We start from the raw sequence: 26,010 nt of genomic DNA, 5'->3' as shown, positions 1-26,010 counted from the left end.
TTCAATTATTGCTTTGCACTGCGATCGTACATAATAATACTACCGGCTACAGAGACATTTAGACTTAAGGTTGACTTGAATTTTACTAAAAAATGTGATTTTTCTATCGCTTGTTTAGAAAGGCCATGATCCTCAGCTCCTAAAAGATATACACAACGCCGTGGATGCTTAAACGTTTCCAAAGGCTCGGCATTCTCGTCCAGTTCTACCCCAACCAGCATAGCGCCTTTGGGCAAATGTGCATAAAAATCTTCGAAAGTCTCGTAATGAAAATACGGCATCGCACCAACGGCCTTATGGGTATCACATGCCTGTTTTGCATAGCGGTTACCAATGGTAAAAATAAAACTTGCACCCATATTTTGGGCAGAACGCCATAATACCCCTAAATTTTCAGGAGTTTTACCATTCTGGATCCCAATTCCGAAGAAGCCCTGCGCTAAATTATCCACTTTCATGGCTGCAAGGTATCATTTTAGAATCAATCCTGAAATTCTAAAATATTAGCCCTAAACTTTACAATTTCGATTCTTATTAATATAGAATTGATTATCCGTAATTAGTAATATTTCTTTTGTTCGTCATTCCGTTCCGATAGCTATCGGAATTGATCCGGAATCTCATACTACACTGAAAAACAAAATCTTGAGGGTGAGATCCTGTCCCGATAGCTATCGAGGACAAGTTCAGGATGACAATAGCTTATTATGATTCATTCCAGGCATTCAAATATCGAATACTACTTCTTCTTTTCGAAACGATTTAAGAAGTTCTTAATTAGCAATTGCATGCTTCCTAATTCTTCCACCGGGGTATTCAGCACTCTGGATAACGAAAATGGAATTCTTTTTGCCCTTGTTTTTAAAGCTTTTCCTGTTTTAGTGATTTGTATTTTAGTTTCCAATACCCCTGAATTTTCCGCCTGAAAACTTATAAAATCTTTTTGCTGAAGTGTATTTAAAATAGGCATCAGGCTTTCTTTATTTAAATAAAGTTGTCGCCGAATCTGACCAATATTAACTTCATTATTTTCCCATAGCATCAGCATCACAAGATATTCTGGATAACTTAATTGAAGTTTAGCTAACACCGGTTGGTAAAGTCTGGAAATAATTCGGGTTGAACCATAAACAGGGAAACAAAGTTGCTCGTTTAAGGTGAGGGTAGATTTAGTTGTCATTTTGCGCTATTTTAGAAGTTGTTGGATATCCTTTTCTATTTTCTCTGGTGAAGTTGTTGGAGCGTACCTTTTATAGGGTTCTCCGTTGGGAGCGATTATAAATTTAGTAAAATTCCACTTAATTCTTTTCCCAAATGTTCCTGGCAATTGTTCTTTTAAGTACTTGAATATGGGATGGGTATCCCTGCCGTTTACATTGATCTTTTGGGTTAATGTAAAGGTTACTCCGTGATTAAATTTACAGGTTTCTACCATGGTATCGTTAGATTCTGGCTCCTGCCCTGCAAATTGATTACATGGAAAGCCAAGTACTACCAAACCAGCATCTTTATATTGTTGATGTAGTTTTTCCAGACCTTCAAATTGTGGCGCAAGGCCACATTTTGTAGCCGTATTGACAACCAAAATTGGTCGATTTTCAAACTCTTTTAAATAAAGAATTTTCCCATTGGCAGTACTTACTTCGAAATCATAAATTTTCATAGCAAAAACTTTCCCATTTTCTTTTTCGAAATCAAATTTCCTTAATTTCAGTAGTAAAATACAACAATCCCCATAAATTTATTTTATGAGGATATTATGCTTTTCTTCGATCAAATTTCTGAAAAAAAATTGATAAAAATACGAAGGCTGCTGAAGTTAACCATCTTTTTTAAAATTCAATATAAATTACTGAAATTTAACACTATACACCTTTTCAGAATAAATTAAAAGCGACCTGAATAGCTCCGTAATCCTGCACGGGGTTCCAGCTTGCCGTAGCAGAAACAGGAAGGGTAAATTTATCGAACACATTAAGCTCCCGGTTATAGATTACCCCTATGTTAGTAATCCCTGCTTCGTCGCCGTAAAAATGGGCATCTTGTGGAGCAAAAGACCAGGAACCTCCCACTAATCCAGATAACGACCAGTTACTCTCATTTAATATCACATAACTGGCTTCTACATAATTAGAATAAGCATTTCTTAATTGCCCATCGTCATTAAGATATGTATCCCTACCCTGAACAATGGTACTCCATGATAATTTTAGCGGTACTTTTTGAAATTGATACGCCAGGATCACATCGATAAAATGCGAAGTCGTACTGCGATCGTAGTCAAATATTTTAGCATCTGGGTAATCACTATAGTTATTAATATCCCAAATGGATAACGACCAACCCTTATGCATAAAACTTACGTAATAATCAAATTCGGTATAGTCTCCATCAAAACCCCTACCGCCCCAAAGTCCGGCTTTAAAAAAGCCATTCCTGGATGTATAATTAATATCTGCAGCCGTCATTGGCGCATCGGTAACGTGCAAACCTTTCCAGAGGTGCATGTTCTTTAGCTGAAGATTAAAATGAAATAACTTAGTATCGTCTTCAACTTCATTTTCGTTTCGTTCTTCTACGATATTCTCTTCACTCACCTGAGCATGAGAGATACTACCCACTAGGATAAGACCTAGCAGGCATAAATAATGTATATTTTTCATTGAATTACTTTCCTAAAATTAAAAATACGGCAGCTGCAATAGTGGCTCCTATGATAGGCCCTACAATGGGAATCCAGGCATATCCCCAACCATTATCGGTTTTTCCTTTAATTGGCAAAAGTGCGTGTACTATTCTGGGACCAAGGTCACGAGCCGGGTTAATGGCATAGCCTGTAGTCCCTCCAAGGGAAAGACCTATACCCCATACGATAAATGAAACGGGAATTGCTCCAATAGCTCCCAAACCTACTTTAGTTGTTGCTCCTGCCTGAGTTTCAAAAGATGCATCAGCAAAATAGAAGACCGTAATAAGCAAAACAAATGTTCCCAGGATCTCACTTATAAGATTCCTTAAAGTATTGGGTATTGCCGGAGCGGTACAAAACACTGCACGTTTTGCCCCACCATCCTCTGTAGCATCAAAGTGACTCTTATACATTTGATATACAAAAAATGCTCCCAGCATTGCTCCTATAAATTCCCCTGCAATATACGTTGGCACATCGGCCCATGGGAATAATCCCCCAATAGCAAGGCCTATAGTAACGGCCGGATTTAAGTGTGCTCCACTATATGGACCTGCCACTACAACTCCAGCAAAAACAGCCAGTCCCCATGCTGTGGTCACCACAATCCAATCACTCCCGTGACCAATAGTTTTATTCAAGTTTACGTTAGCTACTACTCCGCCTCCTAAAAGAATAAGTAGTGCCGTTCCTAAAATCTCTGCAATAAATGGTGTCATAACTTTTAAAGGTTTAAAGTTTTGTCCATTCTTCTAAAGCTTTTACAGCTTTATACCAACCTTCAATTCCATCTTTTACAGCATCCTGATTTTCTGTAGGCTGAAATTCTTTTTCTATCTTCCAGATTTCTTCAATTTCTTCCATGCTATCCCAATATCCTACGGCCAAACCAGCAAGATAGGCAGCTCCAAGAGCGGTAGTTTCAGTAACTTCAGGGCGTACAGTTTCTGTATTTAAAACATCACTTTGAAATTGCATAAGCATATTGTTAACTGAAGCCCCCCCATCTACACGAAGTTGTTTAATATCTATCCCACTATCGGCTTCCATTGCTTTAAGAATATCCATAGTTTGGTAAGCAATCGCTTCTAAAGAAGCTCTTGCAATATGGGCATCTGTAGTTCCTCTGGTGATCCCAAACATGGTACCTTGTGCTTTTTGATTCCAATGAGGAGCTCCTAAACCAGAAAATGCCGGGATAAAATATACTCCCTCGGTAGAATCTACAGAACCTGCTAAATTTTCAACATCCGAAGATCTTTTGATTATTCCCAATCCATCACGTAGCCATTGTACCACAGCACCGGCGATAAAGATAGAACCTTCTAAACAGTATTCGGTTTTACCATTAATTCTCCAGGCTACAGAGGTTAAAAGATTATTTTCTGAGACTATGGGTTCTTCCCCAATGTTCATTAACATAAAGCAACCAGTACCATAAGTATTTTTAACCATTCCCTTTTTGGTACACATTTGTCCAAATAAAGCGGCCATCTGATCTCCCGCGATACCGGCAATAGGAATTTTTGAAGCAAAAACGGTGGTTTTGGTATGCCCGTAAACTTCGCTGGAATCTTTAACTTCTGGCAACATGCTTTTTGGAACATCAAAGATTTCCAGAAGTTCGTCATCCCATTCCATCGTATTGATATTAAAAAATAAAGTACGACAGGCATTGGTCACATCGGTAACGTGTAATTCTCCTTTTGTAAAATTCCAGATTAGCCAGGTATCAATAGTTCCCATAATCAGGTCGCCGGCTTCTGCTTTTTCACGAGCCCCCTCTACATTATCAAGAATCCATTTTACTTTAGTTCCGGCAAAATAAGAATCGATTACTAATCCTGTTTTTTTCTTAATCAAATCGGCTTTGCCATTTTCCTTTAACTCATCGCAGTAATCTGATGTTCTTTTATCCTGCCATACAATGGCATTATAAACGGGATCTCCGGTATTCTTATCCCATACTACAACGGTTTCGCGTTGATTTGTGATACCGATTCCCGCAATGTTTTTCCCATTCATCCCGTGCTTTGTAGTTGCCTCGGCAGCTACCCCAGCCTGTGTAGACCAGATTTCACTAGGGTCATGCTCTACCCATCCTGGTTTTGGAAAATATTGCGTAAATTCTTTTTGAGCTATCGATACAATACTCCCTTTTTTATCGAAAAGGATTGCGCGAGAACTCGTAGTACCCTGGTCCAGGGCTAACATGTACTGATCCATAATTACTTGTATTTTAAGGATTTCTAAAAAATGAAATCGCTGGCTCTCGCCTAGGCGAGAGCTATTTTGATTAATAAAATTGGTTCCTGTTATTTAAATCGTGTAATGCTTAGCTATTTCTTTAAAATCAGCTATTTGTTTCTCTTTCCATGTCTCATCTTTCCCTAATTCTTCAGCTAATAAACCAGCAACTTCAGGAGCAGATTCAATCGCTGCTTTAGAATCCATAAACAGCATTCTCACCCTTCTTGCCAATACATCATCCACGGTTCTGGCCAACTCGTGCCTTGCGGCAAATACCACTTCGGCCTTTAGAAAATCGAGCCTTGGATGAAGTTTTTCTCCAAGTTTAGGATTCTCATTAATTAAATTATGAATTTCGGGCTGGTCGCTTCCATAAATGTATAAGTGATTAGAAAGATCTGGGTTTTCTTTAGCACCATGAATTTTAAGATCCTTAGTCTTACACTCCTTTTTAGGCAGTTTACCAAGGGAAATGGCTTTATTTACGGTATCCTGAGCCATTCTTCTAAAGGTTGTCCATTTACCACCGGTAATAGTAATAAGCCCTGTTTCAGAAACTATCACTTTATGACTTCTAGAAATTTCTTTTGATTTTTCTGAACCATCTTTTGGTGCGGCAAGCGGTCTTAAACCAGCATATATACTGCGAACATCTGCTCTGGTTACTTTTTTATCCAGATAATTATTGAAGGTTTTTAAGATAAATTCTATTTCTTCTTCTAATGCTGAAGGCTCCAGACTATGTTCGTCTAATTGGGTATCTGTAGTTCCTACAATTACTTTGTCATGCCATGGCACTGCAAAAAGCACACGACCATCTTCGGTTTTTGGAATCATAATTGCATCTTCTCCCGGTAAAAAAGATTTATCGAAAACAAGGTGTACACCCTGACTTGGCTTCACCATGTTGCGGGCTTTAGGATTCTCCATTTTCAAGATTTCATCGGTAAATACCCCTGTAGCATTAATGATGGCATCACCATGAAATTGATAATCCTCCCCAGTTTCCATATCCTTGGCAGAAACTCCTTTAATGACCTTATTATCGATGATTAGGTTATTTACTTTAAAATAGTTTAGAACAGAAGCTCCATGTTCTACACAGGTTTGAGCCACATTTACCGCCAAACGAGAGTCATCAAACTGTCCATCCTGATACACCACTCCGCCTCTTAATTTATCCTGGCGAATGGTGGTTATTCTCTTTAACGTTTCTTTTTTATTAATGTGGGTAGATTTTCCTAAACTAAGTTTACCAGCAAGAAAATCGTAGACTTTAAGCCCAACGGTATAAAACATCCCTTCGTACCATCTGTAATTAGGAATTACAAAGCTTTGATTTTTTACTAAATGTGGTGCGTTTTGACTAAGCAATCCACGTTCGTACAAGGCTTCTTTAACAAGATCTATATTTCCCTGCGCTAAATATCTTACCCCTCCATGTACCAATTTTGTACTACGGCTGGAAGTCCCCTTTGCAAAATCTGCCTGCTCTAATAGCAATGTTTTATAACCTCTTGTTACACTGTCTAAAGCAACACCTAAACCGGTCGCCCCTCCACCAATTACAATAACATCCCATTTTTCAACAGATTTTACCGAATCGACTAAAGATTTTCTTGAGTATATATTTTCAGCAGCCATAATATAGAATCTTATAATTTTTAGCTAAAATAATAAAATTTTATCAAAACGAAACATTTCGAAACAAAATATTAGTTAAAGAAAACAAATGAAAGTGTTAACGAAAGGGTGGTACTCACTAATTTAGCTTAAATTTTACCTAATTATAAATTTACTTTCACTTACTTTCGTTTTAAAATCAGTACTTCGCAACATCAAATTTTATACATTTGTATAGGCCATTATTCATTGTTATGAAAAGACATCAACTAATTTTAGACAAATTAAATCACGAACATCATGTTGAGGTTTCAGAGCTTTGTGAAGAACTTAAGGTTTCAGCGGTTACGATTCGTAAAGACCTAAAGTTACTGGAAGACAAAGGTTTGTTATTTAGGACACATGGCGGAGCTTCTTTAGAAAACCCTTATATTACCGATAGACCCGTAAATGAAAAGGAAAAAATTTCGGTCTCAGAAAAATCAGATATCGCCAAAGAAGCCGCAGGATTAATAAATGATAATGACTCTATAATGATTGCTTCAGGAACAACTGTTCAGCAATTAGCAAAATCCATTACCAACAAGGGTTCGTTAAATGTTATTACCTCGTCATTAAACGTAGCTTTAGAATTATTAAACCATCACAATATACAGGTTATACAGCTTGGCGGAAATCTTAGACATTCTTCCTCATCAGTAACAGGACATTATGCGCAGCATATTTTAGAACATATTTCCTGCAACCTGTTATTTCTGGGTGTTGACGGCATAGATTTAGAATATGGGTGCACGACGACCAGCCTTGAAGAAGCCTTATTGAATCAAAAAATGATGGAAGCCTCACAACGCACTATAATTTTGGCAGACTCCTCTAAATTTGGCAAGAAAAGTTTCGGCAGAATTTGTGGGTTAGAACAGGTAGATCAGGTAATAACCGATAGCGGTGTTTCTCCCAACCTTGCCAAGAAAATTAGGGATATGGGCGTAAAACTTAGTATCGTATAATGATAATATCTGCCCTGCTTTAATTAAAGGTTTTGAAGTTTATTTAACCTACCTCTTTATTTGGCATCCGCCAATTTTAATTAAAAGCTAATATTACTTTAAAAACTTCGGGATGTAGAATTAAAACACTAATTTAAGGCCAAGATTGTGTAATAATCCCCTTATTTTTAAGGCGATTAATCAAACTGAAGGTTAACCACCTTCAAAATAACACTAACCAATTACAACCCTTATGAAGCAGGAAGTACAGCTTTATTCTTTATTTTCAGATTTCGATATTTCTTTATTTAAAGCCGGTAAACATTTCAGAATTTATGAAAAACTAGGATCACACATCCTTGAAGTTAATGGTAAAAAAGGAACTTATTTTGCCGTTTGGGCTCCCTCTGCCAAAGAAGTCTCTGTAGTAGGAGATTTTAATTACTGGACCGCCAATGAACATCAATTATTTGTTCGCTGGGACAGCAGTGGTATCTGGGAAGGATTTATTCCAGGCGTTGGTAAAGGCTCCAGATACAAATATAAGATCAGCAGCTCTAATGATAATATGATTACCGAAAAAGCCGATCCTTACGCCAGAAAATGTGAACATCCGCCGGCAACGGCCTCGATTGTGTGGGAAGACAATTATTCGTGGAAAGATAAAAAATGGCTTAACAGCAGGAAAACTAAAAATGCCCTGGATCAACCAATTTCGGTGTACGAAGTTCATTTAGCCAGTTGGAAACGAAAATGTGAAGAAAGAAGATCTCTTTCTTATATAGAAATGGCAGACGAGCTGGTAAATTATGTAAAAGAAATGGGATATACCCATGTAGAATTTATGCCGGTAATGGAATATCCTTACGATCCCTCCTGGGGTTATCAAATAACCGGATATTATGCGCCTACTTCTAGATTTGGCAGCCCAGATGAATTTAAATACCTAATTGACGCTTTTCACCGCAAAAATATTGCGGTTATTATGGATTGGGTGCCTTCTCACTTTCCCGAAGATGATCACGGTTTAGGTCGTTTTGATGGCTCTCATCTATACGAACATCCCGATCGTCGAAAAGGCTATCACCCCGATTGGAAAAGTCTTATTTTTAATTATGGACGTAACGAGGTTCGTTCGTTTTTAATAAGTAACGCTATTTTCTGGATAGATCAGTATCATATCGATGGGTTACGGGTAGATGCCGTAGCATCAATGTTATATCTAGACTATTCCAGGGAAGAAGGAGAATGGGAACCAAATATTTTCGGCGGAAATGAAAATCTTGAAGCCATCTCTTTCCTGAAGGATCTAAATATGGAAGTTTACCAAAGTTTTGAAGGAGTACAAACCATCGCCGAAGAATCTACGGCTTATCACGGTGTTTCTAAACCTATTTATTTAGGTGGACTTGGTTTTGGTATGAAATGGATGATGGGCTGGATGCACGATACTTTAGAATACTTTAAAAAAGATAGTATTTACCGCCAATATCACCAAAACGATATTAGTTTTAGCCTCACCTACGCATTTAGCGAAAACTTTACGCTTCCCTTAAGTCATGATGAAGTGGTTTATGGCAAAAATTCCCTTTTAGGGAGAATGCCCGGGGACGAATGGCAGCGTTTTGCTAATTTAAGATTAATGTATGCCTATATGTACTCACATCCCGGGAATAAATTACTTTTTATGGGGGGTGAAATTGGACAATATGAAGAATGGAACTACAACAGTAGCTTAGATTGGAATTTACTGGACTATCCTATGCATAATGGACTGAACACACTAGTAAAAGACCTTAATAAGATTTACAAAAAACATCCTGCTTTATACGAAAAACAATTTAGCCCAGATGGCTTTGAATGGATATCTTACAATGATGCTCAAAACTCCGTTTTATGCTATTTAAGAAAAGGTAAAGAGCAAAAAAATGACCTTATAATTATCTGCAATTTTACGCCAACGGTTTTAAAAGATTACAGAATTGGTGTTCCCAGCGCAGGAAAATTAAAGGAACTATTAAACACCGATAACTCTAAATACGGAGGTTCTGGTGTAAAAAACAATAAATTAACTATAGAAAATCAGGCATTTCACGGGAGAGATTATTCGGTTACCTTAACGGTACCGCCACTAGGCGCTGTCTTTTTCAGTATAGAATAATAATAATCCCCTTAAAAATGTTCTTAATACCTAGAATATGATTACAAATACAGAATTAGAAAAGAAAGGAAACCTATTCCCCTCTAAACTGGTTTCTTATGAACAAAACGGAGATTCTATTTGTTTTACTTCTGAAAATGGTGTACAACTAATAATCACCGTGGTTCGAGACAGCATGCTTCGCCTTAGGTATGCTACCGATGGTATATTCGAAAATGACTTCTCTTACGCTATAGATCAGGATCAATCCCATGGCTATTCGGTACTGGATATTACTGAAGATGATGAATTTATTTGGATCATCACCGAACAAATAAAATGTAGAATCACCCGAAAAGACATGAGAACTGCCATGTTCGATGTAGAGGGTGCATTAATCCTACAGGACGAACTTGGTTTCCACTGGGAAGAAAGTTTTGAATTTGGCGGCAACTACGTAAAAATGAGTAAAAGCACCGTAGATGGGGAAAACTTTTACGGTCTTGGCGATAAACCCACAAGCTTTAACCTAAAAGGAAAAAGGCTAAGCAACTGGAATACCGACCAGTATGCTTTTGGAAAAGATCTGGACGAATTATATAAAGCGATCCCATTTTATATTGGGCTTCATAGTGCTAAAGCTTACGGGATTTTCTTTGACAATACCTTTAAAACACATTTTGATTTTTGCCATGAACGGCGAAATATAACCAGTTTTTGGGCAGATGGTGGTGAAATGAATTATTATTTTATCTATGGTCCAAAAATTGGTGATGTAGTTACAAAATATACCAATCTTACCGGAAGGCCAGAGCTTCCCCCCATGTGGGCACTGGGATATCACCAAAGTAAATGGAGCTATTACCCTGAAGCCAAAGTAAAAGAACTGGCCGCAAACTTTAGAAACAATAGATTTCCTTGTGATGCGCTGTATTTAGACATTGATTATATGGATGGGTTTAGATGCTTCACCTGGAACAAGGATTATTTCCCAGAGCCTAAAAGAATGGTGGAAGAGCTGGAAGAAGATGGCTTTAAAACCGTAGCTATTATCGATCCCGGGATTAAGATTGATAATGAATACCCGATTTTTAAAGACGGATTAGAAAAAGATTATTTCTGTAAACGTGCCGATGGTCCTTACATGCAGGGAAAAGTATGGCCGGGAAAATGCGTATTCCCAGATTTCACTAATCCAAAAGTTAGAGAATGGTGGGCAGATCACTATAAAACTTTAATTGGTGAAATTGGCATTAAAGGAATATGGAATGACATGAATGAACCTGCGGTGATGGAAGTACCAGGAAAAACCTTCCCGCTAGATGTACGGCACGATTACGATGGCAATAGATGCAGCCACCGTAAGGCACATAACATCTTCGGGATGCAAATGGCCAGAGCTACTTACGAAGGAGTTAGAAAGTATATTTTCCCTAAACGACCATTTACGATTACCCGGGCAAGTTATTCTGGCGGGCAACGTTTCAGTTCCACCTGGACGGGAGACAACCTGGCAAGCTGGGAACATTTATGGCTTGCAAATACCCAAATCCAGCGCTTGGGAATAAGCGGATTTAGTTTTGCCGGTACCGATATTGGTGGTTTTGCAGACCAGCCAACAGGAGAATTATTTACAAGATGGATTCAACTTGGTGTTTTTCACCCGTTTTGTCGCGTACACTCTTCGGGAGATCACGGTGAACAAGAGCCCTGGTACTTTGGTGAAGAAGTACTAAACATCACTCGTAAATTTGTAGAATTACGCTATCAGTTACTTCCGTATTTATATACTGCGTTTTATCAATATTGTAAAGATAATATTCCTATTCTTAAACCTTTAGTGTATTTTGATCAGGAAGATATCCAAACGCATTATAGATCAGACGAATTTATCTTTGGGGAGCATTTTCTGATTTGTCCAATACAAGAACCTAACGTACAGGGAAGAAGAATGTACATTCCAAGAGGCCAATGGTATAACTTCTGGAACGACACTGTTATCGAAGGTGGAAAAGAACTTTGGGTAGACGCTCCTCTAGATAGCATGCCAATTTACGTAAAAGAAGGAGCGATAATCCCTAAATATCCTGTACAACAATATGTAGATGAAATTGAAATTGAAGAAATCAACTTAGATATTTACTACAAAAACGGAAAACAAAATTCGGTATTGTACGAAGATGATCATGATGGCTATGATTATAAAATGGGTATTTTCAATTTTAGGACCTTTAAACTTACAGGAAAAACAAACGACATTTTTGTTCAGCAACACGTTAATGGTACTTATAAATCGAGTTTAAAGACCATGAAGATCACCTTTCATGGATTGCCTTTTACCATTAAATCGGCCACTGTAAATAACGAAGATGTAAGTTTGGAAAGCATTGGTTACGATAACGAACGTAATTCGATTATTTTACAGGAAAACTTTACCGATTTACATTTAATTGGGGAATAATTAATTTTCGGGATCCATTAAAATGGATCCCGAAAGTTTAAAAAAAGACCAAAAGAAAACGGATTGGCTTGACCTAGTCCCCACCAATCCGTTTCTTTCAATGCAAATTAAACTCTCTTTTTTGAGGGGCAAAAAAGTGTCTCTTTGTTATTGCGATATCAAATAATGATATTGCAATTCATAGGGTGTATGACTCATTAATTCGACAAAAAAAATCTGTTTATTTAGATAGTTGTCTTGTATAAATTTTTCAATCGATTTACTGCAAATACAAAGCGCATTTGCCACCGTAACTCCTACCGTTTTTCTCGAATCTTTATCGATATAAGCTTTCACGATTTTATGATGGTAAACAACCCCAGGTGTTTTTTCTGGTTCTTTGCCCTTGGCATAAATCTCTTGCATATTTTCAGCATCGCAACAGTTTACAAACTGCTCTTTGCTATAAACCTCGATCGTCACATCGATCAATTTGCCGTTTGTATTTTTAACTGTCACATTCATTTTTAATCGTTTTTGATACTCCAAAATTAGCCACAAAAGGCAGCGAGATTCGGAGATTTCGATGGAGGTATTCTCTTCTATCGACCAACGGTAATCCTAAAAAGTTGGATTGACTTATTTTTAGGTGCCCTTTTGATTGAAATTATTATTTTTACCATCAAATTTTTACAAGATGTCCAAAGGCTTTATCGCAGAAGGCGAAAAATATATTCAGGAAGAAAACTTTATTGAAGCAGTTACCATAGATTGTGTTGTATTTGGGTTTAATGAAGGGAAAATGGAAGTTCTTTTGGTAAAGCATGCGGAAGGGATTAGTAAAGATAAATGGGGATTGCCCGGGGGATGGATTACCGAAAAGGAATCTATAGACGACTCTGCCAAACGAGTACTAAGGGATCTAACAGGGCTGGATAACATCTTCCTGGAACAGTTACAGGCTTTTGGTGAACCCAATCGTTTTCCCGCCAGCCGTGTAATTACCATTGGCTATTACGCGCTGGTTAAAAGTGAAGATTATGAGATTGCTGCCGGTTTTACCGCCTCTGAAGCGAAATGGTTTTTAGTAGAAGAATTACCCGATCTTATTTATGACCATAAAATGATTTTTGAAGCGGCACAGGAAAAACTTAGAAACCGGGTGCGCCAGGCTCCAATAGGTTTCAATTTGCTTCCCGAAAAATTTACCCTGCTTGAATTAATGCATCTATACGAAGAGATTTTGGATGTAAAAATGGACAAACCGAACTTCCGAAGAAAATTTTTAAAAATGAAGCTTTTGGTAGATATTGGGGAAAAGCAAAAAGACGTTTCCCATCGCGCGGCCAAACTTTACAGTTTTGACGAAGAAGTTTATCAAAAACTTACCAAAAAAGGGTTTACTTTTGAGTTTTAAAGTTTAAAGTTTGATCGTTTAAAGTTAGTTTCTCAAGAAACCTTTATTCCGGTATTTTTGTCACTTCCATGGCGGCCTCACCGGTAAGACTTAAGTAAATATAAACTTCTTGCGGCGCGAATTCAAAATGAGATATGTTAAGCTGATCGAGCTGCGCATCCACCAGTAATCCTTCAGTTGGTTGATTATTTTCTTTAAGTTTTGCATTGATTTTGGTCAATTCCTGCTGTAATTTTTCTGAAAGATTTTGTCGCGATTTCTGCAATACCTTCTTCTGAAGAAATTTATTTAGAATCACCTGAACAATCTTATTCATTATTTTATTCTGATTTTCCCCTACAGCCTCATAATCTTCCAGCGAAAATTGATTGGTTACGGGATCGAAATGAAACTTAAGATGAATCTTAAGCTCTAATTCTTTATTTTTAAATAAAAATGTTTTGGCTTTTAAGCGCAAACCCAGTGTAATATCATAATCAACCTCAGGATTTTTCTCCAACCAGGCAAATTTTACCTCAGCATACTCTGCTATTCCATTTTCCTCATCATCATCTTCCTGTAATTTCTCTTCAATCACCTTTTCTAAAACGGCATAAGGCAATTTCACAGGTATATTAAGGACCAATCCTTTTTGGTAATCTTCATTCATAATTTTCAGGCTTTATTTTAAAGGTATAAAAGAAAAAATACCGCCAGTCTAATATTAGGTTAAAATTGATTCAAAATTCCTCTAATATCGGCTAGGATTGCATAGCTGAGTTACGATAAAATTTCTCCCGTAGCCAAAAAGAGACGCTTACTAAAAGGATAAGTGCCGGCACTTCGATTAATGGTCCCACAATCCCCACAAACGCCTGCCCAGAATTTAATCCAAATACCGCTATGGCGACGGCTATGGCAAGTTCGAAGTTATTCCCCGCCGCAGTAAAAGAAATTGCCGCGTTTTCATCGTATTTTGCACCTGCCCACCTACTGGCTATAAATCCAATTAAAAACATCAAAGCGAAATACACCATTAAAGGAATGGCAATAAGCACCACATCTTTAGGTATCTCTACAATTAAATTTCCTTTTAAACTAAACATCACCACAATGGTAAAAAGCAAGGCGATTAAGGTGATTTTGGATATTTTGGGGATAAATTTTTCTGAATACCATTTTTCCCCTTTCAGCTTCACCAAAAGTAACCTGCTTACAATCCCCATTAAAAACGGAATGCCCAGATAAATCGCCACACTCTCTGCAATAGTGGCTATAGAAATATCGACTATGCTCCCCTGGTAACCAAAATATGGCGGCAATTTTGTTATAAATAACCAGGCATAAAAAGAATAGCCAAAAACCTGAAATATACTGTTTAAAGCTACCAGTCCCGCGCCATATTCTTTACTTCCGCCGGCAAGATCGTTCCATACCAAAACCATCGCGATACAACGTGCCAAGCCAATTAAAATTAAACCCGTCATATATTCAGGATGATCTCCCAAAAATAAAAGCGCTAAGGAAAACATTAAAACAGGGCCTATGATCCAGTTTAAAATCACCGATATGCTTAAGATCTTCACATTCTGAAACACCTTGGGAAGCATTTTATAATCTACTTTGGCCAAAGGTGGGTACATCATTAAAATAAGCCCTACAGCGATAAGAATATTCGTAGAGCCAGAACTGTAAGAGTTGATAGCTTTGGGTACGGCAGGAAAATAATACCCCAGGCCTACCCCTACTGCCATGGCAATAAAAATCCAGAGCGTAAGATAACTATCCAGAAAACTCAGTTTCTTTTTCATCATTTAGTAATTTGAAAGTTCTTTTGCTTTGCTGAATACATAAAGAAGGTCTGTAGCGATTTCTTTGCTTTTCTCCTGATATTTTTCTAATTCCTGTGGTGTACCATCACTTATTTTAGGGTCTTCAAACGTAAAAGAGATTCGGGCTTCAGCTCCCGGTACAAAAGGACAGGCTTCATTAGCCTGGGAGCACGTCATTACCGCTACGAAATTCTTCTTTGGATTAAAAGGGTGATCATAAAGTTTAGAAAAGCATAGTATTGGTAAAGTATCTTCGGCAAACTTTAAAAATGAAACAGGATTTTCATTTTCTGAAAGTTGCCCTACAGCAAAACCTACACTTTGAAAAGCTTTTAATACGGAAGGATATACCGCTGTAGCTTCAGTTCCGCCAGAATACGATTTAATACTTTTAATCCCTAAAAATTCGGATATGGTTTGAGCCCATATCTGCGAAAAATGGCTTCTCCTGGAATTATGCGTACATATAAAATTAAGGTTTATCGGTTCTCTTTTTTGTAGTTTTTCAGTTAGAAAAGAAACAAAAACATTTAAAGCCTTTTTTCGGTCTTCACTAATGGCAGTAGTATCTAAAGACGCTATAAATTTTTGGATCGCATTGTACATTTTTTGCACCTATTTTAATTAACAACAACCAGATCCCGGAGCGCAGGTGTTAGTTGCCGTAGCACTAAGTGCTCTTAAACTCTTTTTTGTCTTCTCTTTGGGATTTTCTGAAATACCGCATTGATCCATAGCAAGGCAGGTGGTAAATTTATTTACCAGTAAAAAACGATCTTCATTAAATTCGAGATCATATTTTCCAATCGTACTTCCCTGGTACTCTACCTCTATTTCGGCGTCTTTATCTAAATGCAAAACTTTTTCTGAAAGTTCTATAATCGAGAGTAATTTCTCTGGATGCAAACGGTGATCGTAATCATCGGCCTCCCATAATTGAAAGCTAGCCTTAGACTCATCTCTTACTGTACCCCCACAGTCTATAAATTTCTTTTCTACCCGACCAATTTCAGTAACATGAAAATGAGATGGCACTAAACTACCATCAGGCAACTGAAAAACTATAGTTTCCTTTTCTTTTAAAATGTGCTTTATTTCAGACAATTTCATAATCACTAATTTATCATCGTAATATTACGATTAAATTTCATTGCAATATTACGATAATATAATTGATTCTAAAAAATACGATACAACATATTATGCTATTTAATAAATAATCTGAGATTTATCTGGGGATTCTCTGTACGCTTTTACTGTTTTTCGTTAGGGAAAAAGCAATCATGTAGCATATTATATAAATCGGGGTGCTTACGCTGCATTAGCCGGGGATTTTCGAAGAAATACTCACTTGCAGTCGCCAGAAATTCGGCTTCATTAGTCCCTCCATAACTCCGAATATCAGATTCGTTTGCATTGATGGCTTCCATTTCTTTATGTACCATTTTAAGCCACGGAATGATATAGGCCTGTTTCAGCAATCGCTCGGGCATCCCATCTGTTACTCCGTCTACCTTATCTATTAGGTGAACAAATTCGTGAATGCCGGTATTTAAACGATCGTTATGCCTATCAAAACCCTCGTGCAGGGCTCGGCGGGAAAGGATCATTTGATGCTCAAACCTGCCACTACCTACAAGTCCCATCACGATTTTATCTTCACCGCTATTTTCAAAAACAAGATTTTTATTAAAGTGATCTGGATACAAAATCACCGTGCTTAAATTAGAATAACACCATTTTTCAAAGCCAAAAACCGGGATAACGGCACTCGAAGCTACCAAAATACGATCTAGGTCTTCTAACTCAAACGATACACTTTCGATGTAAACTTCACTTAGAAATAGCATAATGCGACGTTGAAATCTCTTTTGCTCCGCCGCATTCAATTCGGCATAAAACTTTACATGATCTAAAAGTAATTGGTGCCAGTTTGCCGGAAATGGATCGATTTTCTTTTTCTTCTTCCTGGTGATCCTATAAATTAACACCCCGGCAATAACTATTAAAATCAGTATACCTTCAACAAGTCTATTCATCGTTTATTTAAAGTCGAAAAAAATTCCGCTAAAAATATCGAAAAAAAATTCTTTACGACCTCCTAAACCTGTAAATGTTTCTTGCGATAATTACTGGGAGTCATTCCATATAAATCTTTAAACTTTGTGGAAAATTTTGAAGTGCTTGTAAAACCTACAGCATAGGCAACTTCAGAAATATTGGTGGTACTTGAAATGATTAAATTTGCCGCCTGCTTAAGCCTGATATTTGTAATTAATTCTCCGGCAGACTGGTTGGTGAGTTGCTTTAATTTTCGGTATAAATGCACACGGCTAATCCCCAATTCCCCGGCCAGCATCTCGACATTTAAATCTGAATTCCCTATATTTTTATTTACAACCTCCATAAATTTCTCTAAGAGTGCCTGGTCTCCAGATTTCAATTCTATTTTCTTAATCTTATCTTCCTGTAATTGATTTCCTGTATATGTATTTTTAAGTAAAGCCCTGTTTTTAATTAGATTTCTAACTGTTTTTCGTAGAATTTCAATATTAAACGGCTTATTGATGTACGCATCTACACCAATCTCTAAACCTTCGATATTGGTTTCTTTATCGGTTTTACCGGTTAAAAGAATAACGGGAACATGATTTATGTAAATATTCTTTTTAATTTTTCTGGTAAATGAGATACCGTCCATTTCGGGCATAACAACATCACTGATTATTAAATCTGGTGGATTTTTAGCCACCTCTGGAAAAGCCGTTTTCGCGCTGGAGAATGTTTTTACGTTGTACGAACTTTTTAATTCTGAAGCTATATAATTCCTAATCTCGGCATCATCATCGACAATAAATAGCGTATGTATTTCTTTCTTAGAAGTAGAGTCTTCTATAGGTTCTTCAGTTCCAATGTAAGATATACTTTCTGTATAGGAAGCGCTTTCCCCACTTAATTGTGATTCTGAAACAATATCATCTTCATTTAAATGATCTTTTCCCAGTGGGGCAGTAATTACAAAAGTACAACCGGGCTGATCTAGATTATTTTTTGCGCTTACCGTACCATGATGAAGTTCTGCAATAGATTTTGTGAGATGCAAGCCTATTCCCGTACCTTCAAACTGTCTTTGATTATCGCCTGAAATTCGATAAAATCGGTTAAAAATATTTTTGATATCCTTTTCTTTTATACCTATCCCATTGTCCTTAATAGAAATTTCAAAACGGTTCCATTGCTCATTCGTAGAAATTTTTACCTGAATATTACCTCCATGCGGACTAAACTTTATGGCATTGGCAACCAGATTTTGAATAATTTTATCGAAATGCCGTGGATCGATATACGCGTATAATTCTTCTTCACTATGCAGAATTTCAAAGTCGATACGCCTGCTTTCTATCTGATCTTCAAATAAAGCGACGATATTTTTAAGAAAACTAATAATCTCGGTTTTCCTGAATTTCAATATAATCTGACCCTGATCGAATTTACGGGCATTGATAAGCTGATTTAAAAGATGAATCATTCTTTCAGAATTTCGCTCCATCACCTTATATAACTTTTGTCGATCTTCACTAGCATCAGTCTTTATCAATCGATTTAAAGGATTAATAATTAAGGTAATTGGTGTTTTTAAATCATGCGAAATATTGGTTAAAAACTGCAATTTGGCTTCGTTGATCTGCTCGGCATGTTCATGCTCCAATAACTTTTTCTTCGTATTTTGTCTATTCTTAATAACCTGAACGCTTACGTAAGTAAACCCAAGAAACAATAAGAAATAGCCAAGTTTTGCCCAACTGGAGAGATACCAGGGAGAATGAATAATAATAGTTAGTTTTTTTTCACCAGAGTAATCGTCTATATCTTTCGCTTTTACTTTAAACGTATAAGTCCCCGGCTCTAAATTGTTAAAAGTAACAGTATTTATCCCGGGTCTTAGCTTTATCCAGCTATCTGAATTTAACGCGTAGGCATAGGTAATCCATTCCTGATGGCGAAAAGTAAAAGAAGAAAACTCGATACTAAAATCGTTATCGCGATAATTAAGTTCTATAGTATCTGCTTCAATGATCGGCTGAGCTATAATTGAATATTTACCAGACTTCATTCCCTTTTTTATAGGTTGATCCTGAATGTAAAATCCGGTAATCCTTAAATCCAACTCGTTGCCCGATGCTTTTATTTGTGAAGGTTGAAAATAGGTAACCCCATTGGTATTTCCGAAATATAATTTCCCTTCTTCGTCAAAAAATGAAGCATTTTTATTAAACTCATTCCCCTGAAGTCCGTCTCTAAAATAATAGTTTTTAAATTCTTCCGTATTTTTTTCGAGCTTTGCGATACCATGGTTAGTACTAATCCATAAATTCTTGTCCAGATCTTGTTCTATGGCGCAGATAACGTTGCTAGGTAAACCATCTGTCGTATGGTAGACTTTTGTAATCGTATCGTTTTTAGGTTTAAAATATAATCCTTCAGAGGTACCTATCCACAAATCATCTTTTTCATCTTCAAAGAGATTATAAATGATTTTATTTCGTAAAATATGATCTTTACCTTCTTTATTTTTAAAACTTCTTTTTTGGACATCTAAAATCGTAAGTCCATCGTAGGTCCCTATATAAAGTCTCTTCGTATCAGAGTATAAAAGGCAATTAATCCATCTATTTTGAATTCTCTCATAGGGCTGATCCCCTAAAACGTTATAGTTTTCAAAGACCTTTTTATCTAGATTATATTTAAAAAGACCGTAGCCTAAAGAGCCTATCCAGAGGTTTTTCTGATCGTCTTCAATAATGCTGTAAATACGCTCTACCCTGTTGCCCTGCTCATCTTTAAAATCATTTATAAAATCAAGTTTCTTGGATTTTCGGTTCAATTTTGCGAGACCTTTAAGATAAGTGCCTACCCATACCTGATCATTAGAGTCCTCAAACAAACTCATTACACTAACAGACCCCTGTTGTCTTTTGGTTTCAATATGGTATGTTTGTTCTTTATCTTTATTAATCCCGTACAATCCATCCCCATCTGTGCCAACCCATAAAATACCTTCATTGTCCTTAATTAAAGAAGCGATACTATTAGAGCCTATAATATTGTTTTTAACCGATTGGTAACCAATATAATCAAAGTTATTGGCCTTATCGGGAACCAGTAAAGCGCCTTTTTGATAAATTCCCAACCAAAAATTATTGGCTTCATCCTGAATTATGGAGTGGATCTTAGTTTTTGTAAAATCAAAATTGGCAATACTAAAATCGTTTTCCTGTATTTTATCTGTCGCAGGATCGTATAACCAAAGTCCTTTCCCATCGGTTCCCACCATTACTTCAGCCTCTGCATTTATTAACAGTGATTTTACAGGAAGTTTTTGTGAATTTTCTATCTGAATAAATTCATCCTGAGTATGGTTATACTTAAAGAGCCCTTTAGTTAAGCTTCCCACATAAAGATCATCGTTTTTTCCCTGAGCAATTGAAGATAAAGAGGTTTCGAGAGTGGTGTCTTTAAAATATGTTGTTATCTGATTATTATTGTTAATTCTATATAACCCATGTGATTGATTTAGCACCCATAAATCCCCTTTCGCATCTTCAAAGATCCTTTCGAAATATTGATCTGGTAATAAGTTGGGGATTTGTATGGCCGCCAGCCCTTCTTCGGTCTCTTCTATTTTAAGAATGCCCTGCCCAGAAGTACTTAAAAGAATATCCCCATTTTTTCGCTGTACAAATGAGGTGACGTGCGATCGATATAAATAATGATTCCCAATATAAATTGGGATATAGTGAAATTCTTCGGTTGCATAATCGTAATACTGAAGTCCGTTAAAAAAGCCAAAATAAAGCTTACCCGCTCTATCCTGAAATATGCTTTTCACATAATTGTTTAAAATCGAAGTAGAATCGTTTTCATTTTGCTTATAAATAGTAACCTTGGCCCCATCGTATCTATTTAATCCATCTTCAGTAGCTATCCACAAATACCCTTTATCATCCTGATAAATTTGATTAATAAGGCTACTGGAAATCTCTGAATCTGTTGTAAAAAGTTTACTTACCTGTGTTTGTCCAACAAAAGGGGTTAAATAAACTATTAAAAGAATAAAAAGTTTTCTACTAAAAGAAAATACCTGAGTAATGGGTTTGTCATACACCCTCATTTTGATAAAGTTTGAAACTAAAAAATGACCTTAAAGATTAAAAACAACTTATAGTTGTAGTTTCATCGACTACAAGTTAACGAAATTTAATTATACTTCAATATTTTAATTTAAAATAAACAATTTGACAAACAGTCTACATGGTATTCATCAAAATATCAAAATAAACAGCACCATTAAAAATAAAGCGCTATTTATAAAAAAGACAACCGGACTATTTTAGATAAATGAAAAATGTTCTCTAAACGTTTAATTCATTTACTAAAAACAGCCCGAATTGTCTCTCGAGGAAATTATTGTGTAGCTAAATCTACAAGGTTACCCACTATTGGTTTTGGCTTGTTTTGGCGATCAAATAATAATGGATAATCGGTACGCCCGCCTATAGGCCAGTTATTTCTCCAGGAATTACCATCATTAACACCCCACATCGTGATCTTATCCAATTTATCCTGATGCTTTAAAAAGAGCTTAAAAAAGTCGAGACATCGCTTGTTAAAAGCAACATTTACCGAATCGGGAAGTTTATCGGGATAGGGATTCATTTCTTCTTTATATTCAAAATTTGCTGAAATTTCTGCTCCCTGATTTTCCCATGGCGAAGGCAACACGGTGATATCAAATTCGGTAACGGCTACTTTCAAATCAAGAGCTGCAAAAGCTTCGATAGTCTTTTCAAATTCTTCCAGTTCAGGATAGTCCATCCCTACATGGCCCTGCATCCCAACTCCATGAATAGGTACTCCCTGTGCCTGTAGTTTTTTGATCATACGTACGATTCCTTCGCGCTTTTCTGGAATAGACGTTGAATAATCGTTGTAATACAGTTCAGCATTAGGATCTGCCTCGTGAGCTGTTTCAAATGCTATTTTTATAAAATCTTCGCCCAGTAAATTGTAGAATTTGCTTTTACGCAAAGAACCATCATCCAACACTGCTTCGTTTACAACATCCCAGGTTTTTATGCGCCCCTTATAACGACCTACTACAGTATTAATATGGGATTTAATACGTTTTGTAAGTTCTTCTCTATCGATCTCATTACCGGCATCATCTTTAAAAAACCAGCGAGGGGTTTGGGAATGCCACACCAGGGTATGCCCGTGAATAACCATATTGTGGTCTTCGCCAAATTGTACAAATTTATCGGCAGTCTCAAAATTATAATTATCCCTTCGCGGTACCAGACGCCCACTTTTCATACAGTTTTCTGCAACAATAGAATTAAAATGCGTTTTTACAACCTCCATTTCCGCTGGATTAAACCCTTCTATTTGGCGGGTATTAAGAGCGGTACCCATTAAAAATTTTCCTTTTAGAGCATCTTTTAGATTTTGTGGTTTTTCATTTTCTAGTGTCACTGTATCAGACATTGCGATATCAGATTCAGATCGATTAGGCTTACAGCCTAAAAAAAACAATAGGATTGTAAAAAGATAAAATAGGTTTTTCATTAATTCGATTTTAAAAACACATTTTGGCGAAACTATCGCTAGTTCATTTTTGGTTTTGGGATGGTTTAATCTTAAAGTTGACTGTGCAGATGCTTCAATATCATTGCATTTATTTTTTAGCTTTCGATCAGCAAAAAGCTTTTTATTGAGATAATTTCATTTGATATAAGTTCATAAGAGTATGAATTAACCAAAAAATAGAGCCCAATGTAATATGGCCATCAGGCTCTCTATGATCTAAAACAAACAATTAATTTACACTTGTTCCACCTAATCCTTCTACCACGCCACGGTAGGCCGGTTTACGGCTAAATCCTTCTGTCCATAAGCCTATGGGCTCGCCTGCCCTCCAGGAAGAAGAGGCCGGGCTGTCTTTAGGACTCCAAATGGTTATACCATATTGCTGGGCTTTAGGAATTATGGTAAAATATTGATCCATTACAAACTTGTACATTTCTTCCTGAGCTAAATACAACTCCTCGTCAGCCTCGGTCGTTTTTACGCCTACACCTATATCCAATTCAGAAACTTTTATCATTTTGCCGGTAGCGGCAAGCAACTGAAACATTTCGGTGATGTTGGCTTTATCGGAATCTATATTGATGTGCATCTGGGTTCCTATTCCATCTACACGCGCTCCCTGTTCTTCAATATATTTTACATACTCGATAATGCCTTTACATTTATCCAGGTTATATTCAAGATTATAATCGTTTATAAACAATAAATCATCGGGATTACCATACATTGCTGCCCATTTAAAGGCCGTAACCGCATAGTCCTTACCTAAATAATCCTGCCAGTAAAACTCATCTTCAGCGAGATCGGTTTTGTCAATTCCTGTTTTAAGTTCATAAGGATTACCATCATCCATAGGTTCATTCACGACATCCCAGGCGTGGGTATTCGATTTTGAAGCCGTCATAATACCTTCAATCCATTTGTCAAGATGATAGTTAAGCGTATCCTTTTTTTCTTCCGGTGTTCGTTCTTCATAGGTCACTCCTTTGGAGTTATACCAGCTTACTTCTACATTATCAAAATAATAGGTGGTCGCTGTAGCACCCAGATTAAATGCAATGGTATTACAACCCGAAGTATTATCCTCTATAGTTGTTTCTACACTTATATGCTTCCATTCTGGAGTTGAGCTTATACTGCCAAAAAAGTTCCAATGTTTATAACCTCCCGGCGCAGTATGCGCCTGAGTAGAAAAAGAAGCGGGTGCTTCGCTACGCACATCCATCTCTAGACGATATTTTTGACCTACTTCTGTTACTTTAGGAAATGTTACAAATAATTGTGATTCCCAATCGTTAGGTCGCACCTCAGCATTTGTAATTTTTAAAGCGCGTCCTTCTTCATTATAGCCCTCTCCATCTGCTGTAAATGCTATTGGTGCACTTGGCCCATTAGTTTGATAACCTGTAGCATCCTCATTCTCAAAAGACAGATCTAATAAAAGCATCCAGCCCGGACCGCCCGGAAGTGGTACTTCTTTAGAGGCAATGGTACTTTTCAAAAAAGAGGCATTTTGATTGGCATGCCACATCAAGGTATGCCCGTAAATGGTGATACCCTGTTCGGTCGTATTTTCAACAAATTCGTTAACAGCAGTGAGATTAAGCGCGCCATCATCACTTACGATGGCACCATGCTTCATTCCATAACCCGCAGTGACTTCCTGAAAATTTTCGTTGGTTAAGGCATACATAGCACCTTGTGCATTATAAGTGCCCATACTAACTCCGGCTCCCAGTTTAAAATTGGGATCTGATGTATACGTTTTTAGTTCTTCAAAACTGTTTAACTCTTCTTGTTTTTTGATGCTCAAAGGTTTTTCAACCTCAAACTCTAAGGAATCCATATCAGCGCAGCCTACAACCACCAACAATATCAAAATCCATAAAAATCCTTTTACAGTACTTATTCTCGTCATCATTTTTTGGTTTTTTAAAGGATTTAACGTCTATTCTAAAACAGGTTTAAAAGTCTCCATGGCCACCCCTCGATTACGCATAACCAAAGTATCTTCAGTTCTAATATTTAGGTCTTCCGTTTCGATCTCATAAGAAATATAAAGTGCATCCCTATCCTGAGAGCCCCAGCTGTTTTTCTCACCGTCTTTTACAAAGCTTCCGCTACCGGTTGCCGTATATTCTGAAGGATTGGAGGAACTAACATTTACATTTCCTTCCTCATCAAAATTGAGTAATAAAACAATATTGAGATCGTTTCCATCAATATCCTGAAGTGATAAGGGGAAATTTACCTGCCATCTGGATTGAGAATCCAGCAGAACCACCTCGTCATCAACTACAGATTCTTCACGTCTTACTTCAGTACGGTTTAATCCTGTATTTCCATTTTTTCCGGTGATTACATCTTCACCGCGGCGCAGATAAAAACCTTCCCAAGTATTGATGTATTTCACTGCATAAAAAATAAAATCTTTAGGCAGCGTGGCCCAGTCGGTTTCCACTCCCCGTCTTGGTGTAGCCACTTGCGGCTCTCCGGATAAAATAGAATCTACCACCGTAGCATTTAACATACGAACGGGAATCACATAGTTGTTTTCTAAAGATTTAGGATCATTAAAAAAAGCATCGGTAAGCTGAACCTCAACTCCACCGGTAAGTTCTCCCTTTGGAATTACGATATCATCAGAACCTAGCGTATAATGCGATGAAGGGAGCGGAAGAACCTTATTACCCGCACCTTCAAAAACAAGACCATCAACCATAGAATTATCTACCTGAAAATCTATAGTTACATTTTGCTTATTTTCATAAAGCCCACCTATAGTGGCAATGATTACGCACTTTCCTTCATTGTCCAGGGTGGTATCAAAAATATCTTCTCCCAGAGTAATAGTTCGTACGGGATATTGATATGCAAAATACACCGCCTGATATTCATAGTCAGGAAAATCCCAATCTCCATTTTCACAGGAGCTCAAAAGGGCTACGCTAAGGAATAAAAGTATAAGAATTTTATTTTTCATTGCTATCTAATTATTTTTTCGAGA

Annotated in this window: 21 protein-coding genes; 4 read left to right on the top strand and 17 right to left on the bottom strand. The window is 37.0% G+C overall.

Features of this window, described 5'->3' with window-relative positions; all coding sequences use genetic code 11:
* Positions 1-5 precede the first annotated feature (5 nt).
* The 7 genes from L1967_RS15655 to L1967_RS15625 all read right to left on the bottom strand — a co-directional run bounded on the left by L1967_RS15655 (position 6) and on the right by L1967_RS15625 (position 6,583).
* On the bottom strand, positions 6-458 hold the full coding sequence (locus tag L1967_RS15655) for an RNA methyltransferase (RefSeq protein WP_249602444.1): 453 nt from the start codon (positions 456-458) through the stop codon (positions 6-8).
* Positions 459-739: 281 nt separating this feature from the next.
* The gene (locus L1967_RS15650) at positions 740-1,180 is read right to left on the bottom strand and encodes a MarR family winged helix-turn-helix transcriptional regulator (RefSeq protein ID WP_249602443.1); all 441 of its coding nucleotides are present in this window, start codon (positions 1,178-1,180) and stop codon (positions 740-742) included.
* Positions 1,181-1,186: 6 nt separating this feature from the next.
* Complete coding sequence (locus L1967_RS15645; RefSeq protein ID WP_249602442.1) at positions 1,187-1,663, bottom strand: glutathione peroxidase; 477 nt, start codon at positions 1,661-1,663, stop codon at positions 1,187-1,189.
* 214 nt (positions 1,664-1,877) lie between these two features.
* Positions 1,878-2,663 carry a hypothetical protein gene (locus L1967_RS15640; protein ID WP_249602441.1) on the bottom strand — a complete coding sequence of 262 codons (786 nt, stop codon included), beginning with the start codon at positions 2,661-2,663 and terminating at the stop codon, positions 1,878-1,880.
* A 4-nt stretch (positions 2,664-2,667) separates the two neighbouring features.
* Positions 2,668-3,408, bottom strand: a complete 741-nt coding sequence (locus tag L1967_RS15635) for an MIP/aquaporin family protein (RefSeq protein ID WP_249602440.1) — start codon at positions 3,406-3,408, stop codon at positions 2,668-2,670.
* Between the two features lie 13 nt (positions 3,409-3,421).
* Positions 3,422-4,915, bottom strand: a complete 1,494-nt coding sequence (glpK, locus tag L1967_RS15630; protein WP_249602439.1) for a glycerol kinase GlpK — start codon at positions 4,913-4,915, stop codon at positions 3,422-3,424.
* A 93-nt stretch (positions 4,916-5,008) separates the two neighbouring features.
* Positions 5,009-6,583 (bottom strand): glycerol-3-phosphate dehydrogenase/oxidase, encoded by a 1,575-nt coding sequence (locus L1967_RS15625; RefSeq protein ID WP_249602438.1) that lies wholly within the window; start codon positions 6,581-6,583, stop codon positions 5,009-5,011.
* A gap of 233 nt (positions 6,584-6,816) precedes the next feature.
* On the opposite strand from L1967_RS15625, the gene L1967_RS15620 reads away from it, so the two are divergent.
* The 3 genes from L1967_RS15620 to L1967_RS15610 all read left to right on the top strand — a co-directional run bounded on the left by L1967_RS15620 (position 6,817) and on the right by L1967_RS15610 (position 12,149).
* Positions 6,817-7,569, top strand: coding sequence for a DeoR/GlpR family DNA-binding transcription regulator (locus L1967_RS15620; RefSeq protein WP_249602437.1), 753 nt, complete (start codon positions 6,817-6,819; stop codon positions 7,567-7,569).
* Between the two features lie 232 nt (positions 7,570-7,801).
* Positions 7,802-9,709, top strand: a complete 1,908-nt coding sequence (glgB, locus tag L1967_RS15615; RefSeq protein ID WP_249602436.1) for a 1,4-alpha-glucan branching protein GlgB — start codon at positions 7,802-7,804, stop codon at positions 9,707-9,709.
* 37 nt (positions 9,710-9,746) lie between these two features.
* Positions 9,747-12,149, top strand: coding sequence for a glycoside hydrolase family 31 protein (locus tag L1967_RS15610; RefSeq protein WP_249602435.1), 2,403 nt, complete (start codon positions 9,747-9,749; stop codon positions 12,147-12,149).
* 147 nt (positions 12,150-12,296) lie between these two features.
* Here L1967_RS15610 and L1967_RS15605 read toward each other — a convergent pair whose 3' ends face one another.
* Positions 12,297-12,653, bottom strand: coding sequence for a hypothetical protein (locus tag L1967_RS15605; RefSeq protein ID WP_249602434.1), 357 nt, complete (start codon positions 12,651-12,653; stop codon positions 12,297-12,299).
* A 172-nt stretch (positions 12,654-12,825) separates the two neighbouring features.
* Here L1967_RS15605 and L1967_RS15600 point away from each other — a divergent pair, with 172 nt between their 5' ends.
* On the top strand, positions 12,826-13,545 hold the full coding sequence (locus L1967_RS15600) for an NUDIX hydrolase (RefSeq protein ID WP_249602433.1): 720 nt from the start codon (positions 12,826-12,828) through the stop codon (positions 13,543-13,545).
* Positions 13,546-13,588: 43 nt separating this feature from the next.
* Here the strand turns inward: L1967_RS15600 and L1967_RS15595 are convergent, their stop codons facing one another.
* From L1967_RS15595 to L1967_RS15555, 9 genes are all read right to left on the bottom strand, one after another.
* Entirely contained in the window at positions 13,589-14,194 is a 606-nt protein-coding gene (locus L1967_RS15595) for a DUF4403 family protein (protein WP_249602432.1), read from the bottom strand.
* 91 nt (positions 14,195-14,285) lie between these two features.
* Positions 14,286-15,338, bottom strand: coding sequence for an ACR3 family arsenite efflux transporter (arsB, locus tag L1967_RS15590; RefSeq protein ID WP_249602431.1), 1,053 nt, complete (start codon positions 15,336-15,338; stop codon positions 14,286-14,288).
* The gene (locus L1967_RS15585; protein ID WP_249602430.1) at positions 15,339-15,962 is read right to left on the bottom strand and encodes a low molecular weight phosphatase family protein; all 624 of its coding nucleotides are present in this window, start codon (positions 15,960-15,962) and stop codon (positions 15,339-15,341) included.
* 18 nt (positions 15,963-15,980) lie between these two features.
* The gene (locus tag L1967_RS15580; RefSeq protein ID WP_249602429.1) at positions 15,981-16,466 is read right to left on the bottom strand and encodes a DUF6428 family protein; all 486 of its coding nucleotides are present in this window, start codon (positions 16,464-16,466) and stop codon (positions 15,981-15,983) included.
* A 143-nt stretch (positions 16,467-16,609) separates the two neighbouring features.
* Positions 16,610-17,395 (bottom strand): M90 family metallopeptidase, encoded by a 786-nt coding sequence (locus tag L1967_RS15575; protein ID WP_249602428.1) that lies wholly within the window; start codon positions 17,393-17,395, stop codon positions 16,610-16,612.
* Positions 17,396-17,457: 62 nt separating this feature from the next.
* Entirely contained in the window at positions 17,458-21,528 is a 4,071-nt protein-coding gene (locus L1967_RS15570; RefSeq protein WP_249602427.1) for a hybrid sensor histidine kinase/response regulator transcription factor, read from the bottom strand.
* Positions 21,529-21,821: 293 nt separating this feature from the next.
* Positions 21,822-22,982 carry an endo-1,4-beta-xylanase gene (locus L1967_RS15565; protein ID WP_249602426.1) on the bottom strand — a complete coding sequence of 387 codons (1,161 nt, stop codon included), beginning with the start codon at positions 22,980-22,982 and terminating at the stop codon, positions 21,822-21,824.
* 250 nt (positions 22,983-23,232) lie between these two features.
* A complete protein-coding gene (locus L1967_RS15560; protein ID WP_249602425.1) occupies positions 23,233-24,924 on the bottom strand; it encodes an endo-1,4-beta-xylanase in 1,692 nt (563 codons plus the stop codon).
* A gap of 27 nt (positions 24,925-24,951) precedes the next feature.
* Entirely contained in the window at positions 24,952-25,986 is a 1,035-nt protein-coding gene (locus L1967_RS15555) for a DUF5627 domain-containing protein (RefSeq protein ID WP_249602424.1), read from the bottom strand.
* Positions 25,987-26,010 lie beyond the last annotated feature (24 nt).

It is taken from the genome of Zunongwangia pacifica (genome assembly GCF_023499215.1).
Classification (GTDB): Bacteria; Bacteroidota; Bacteroidia; order Flavobacteriales; family Flavobacteriaceae; genus Zunongwangia; species Zunongwangia pacifica.
Note: the sequence above shows the minus strand (reverse complement) of the source record. Positions and strands in the feature narration are given on the sequence as shown.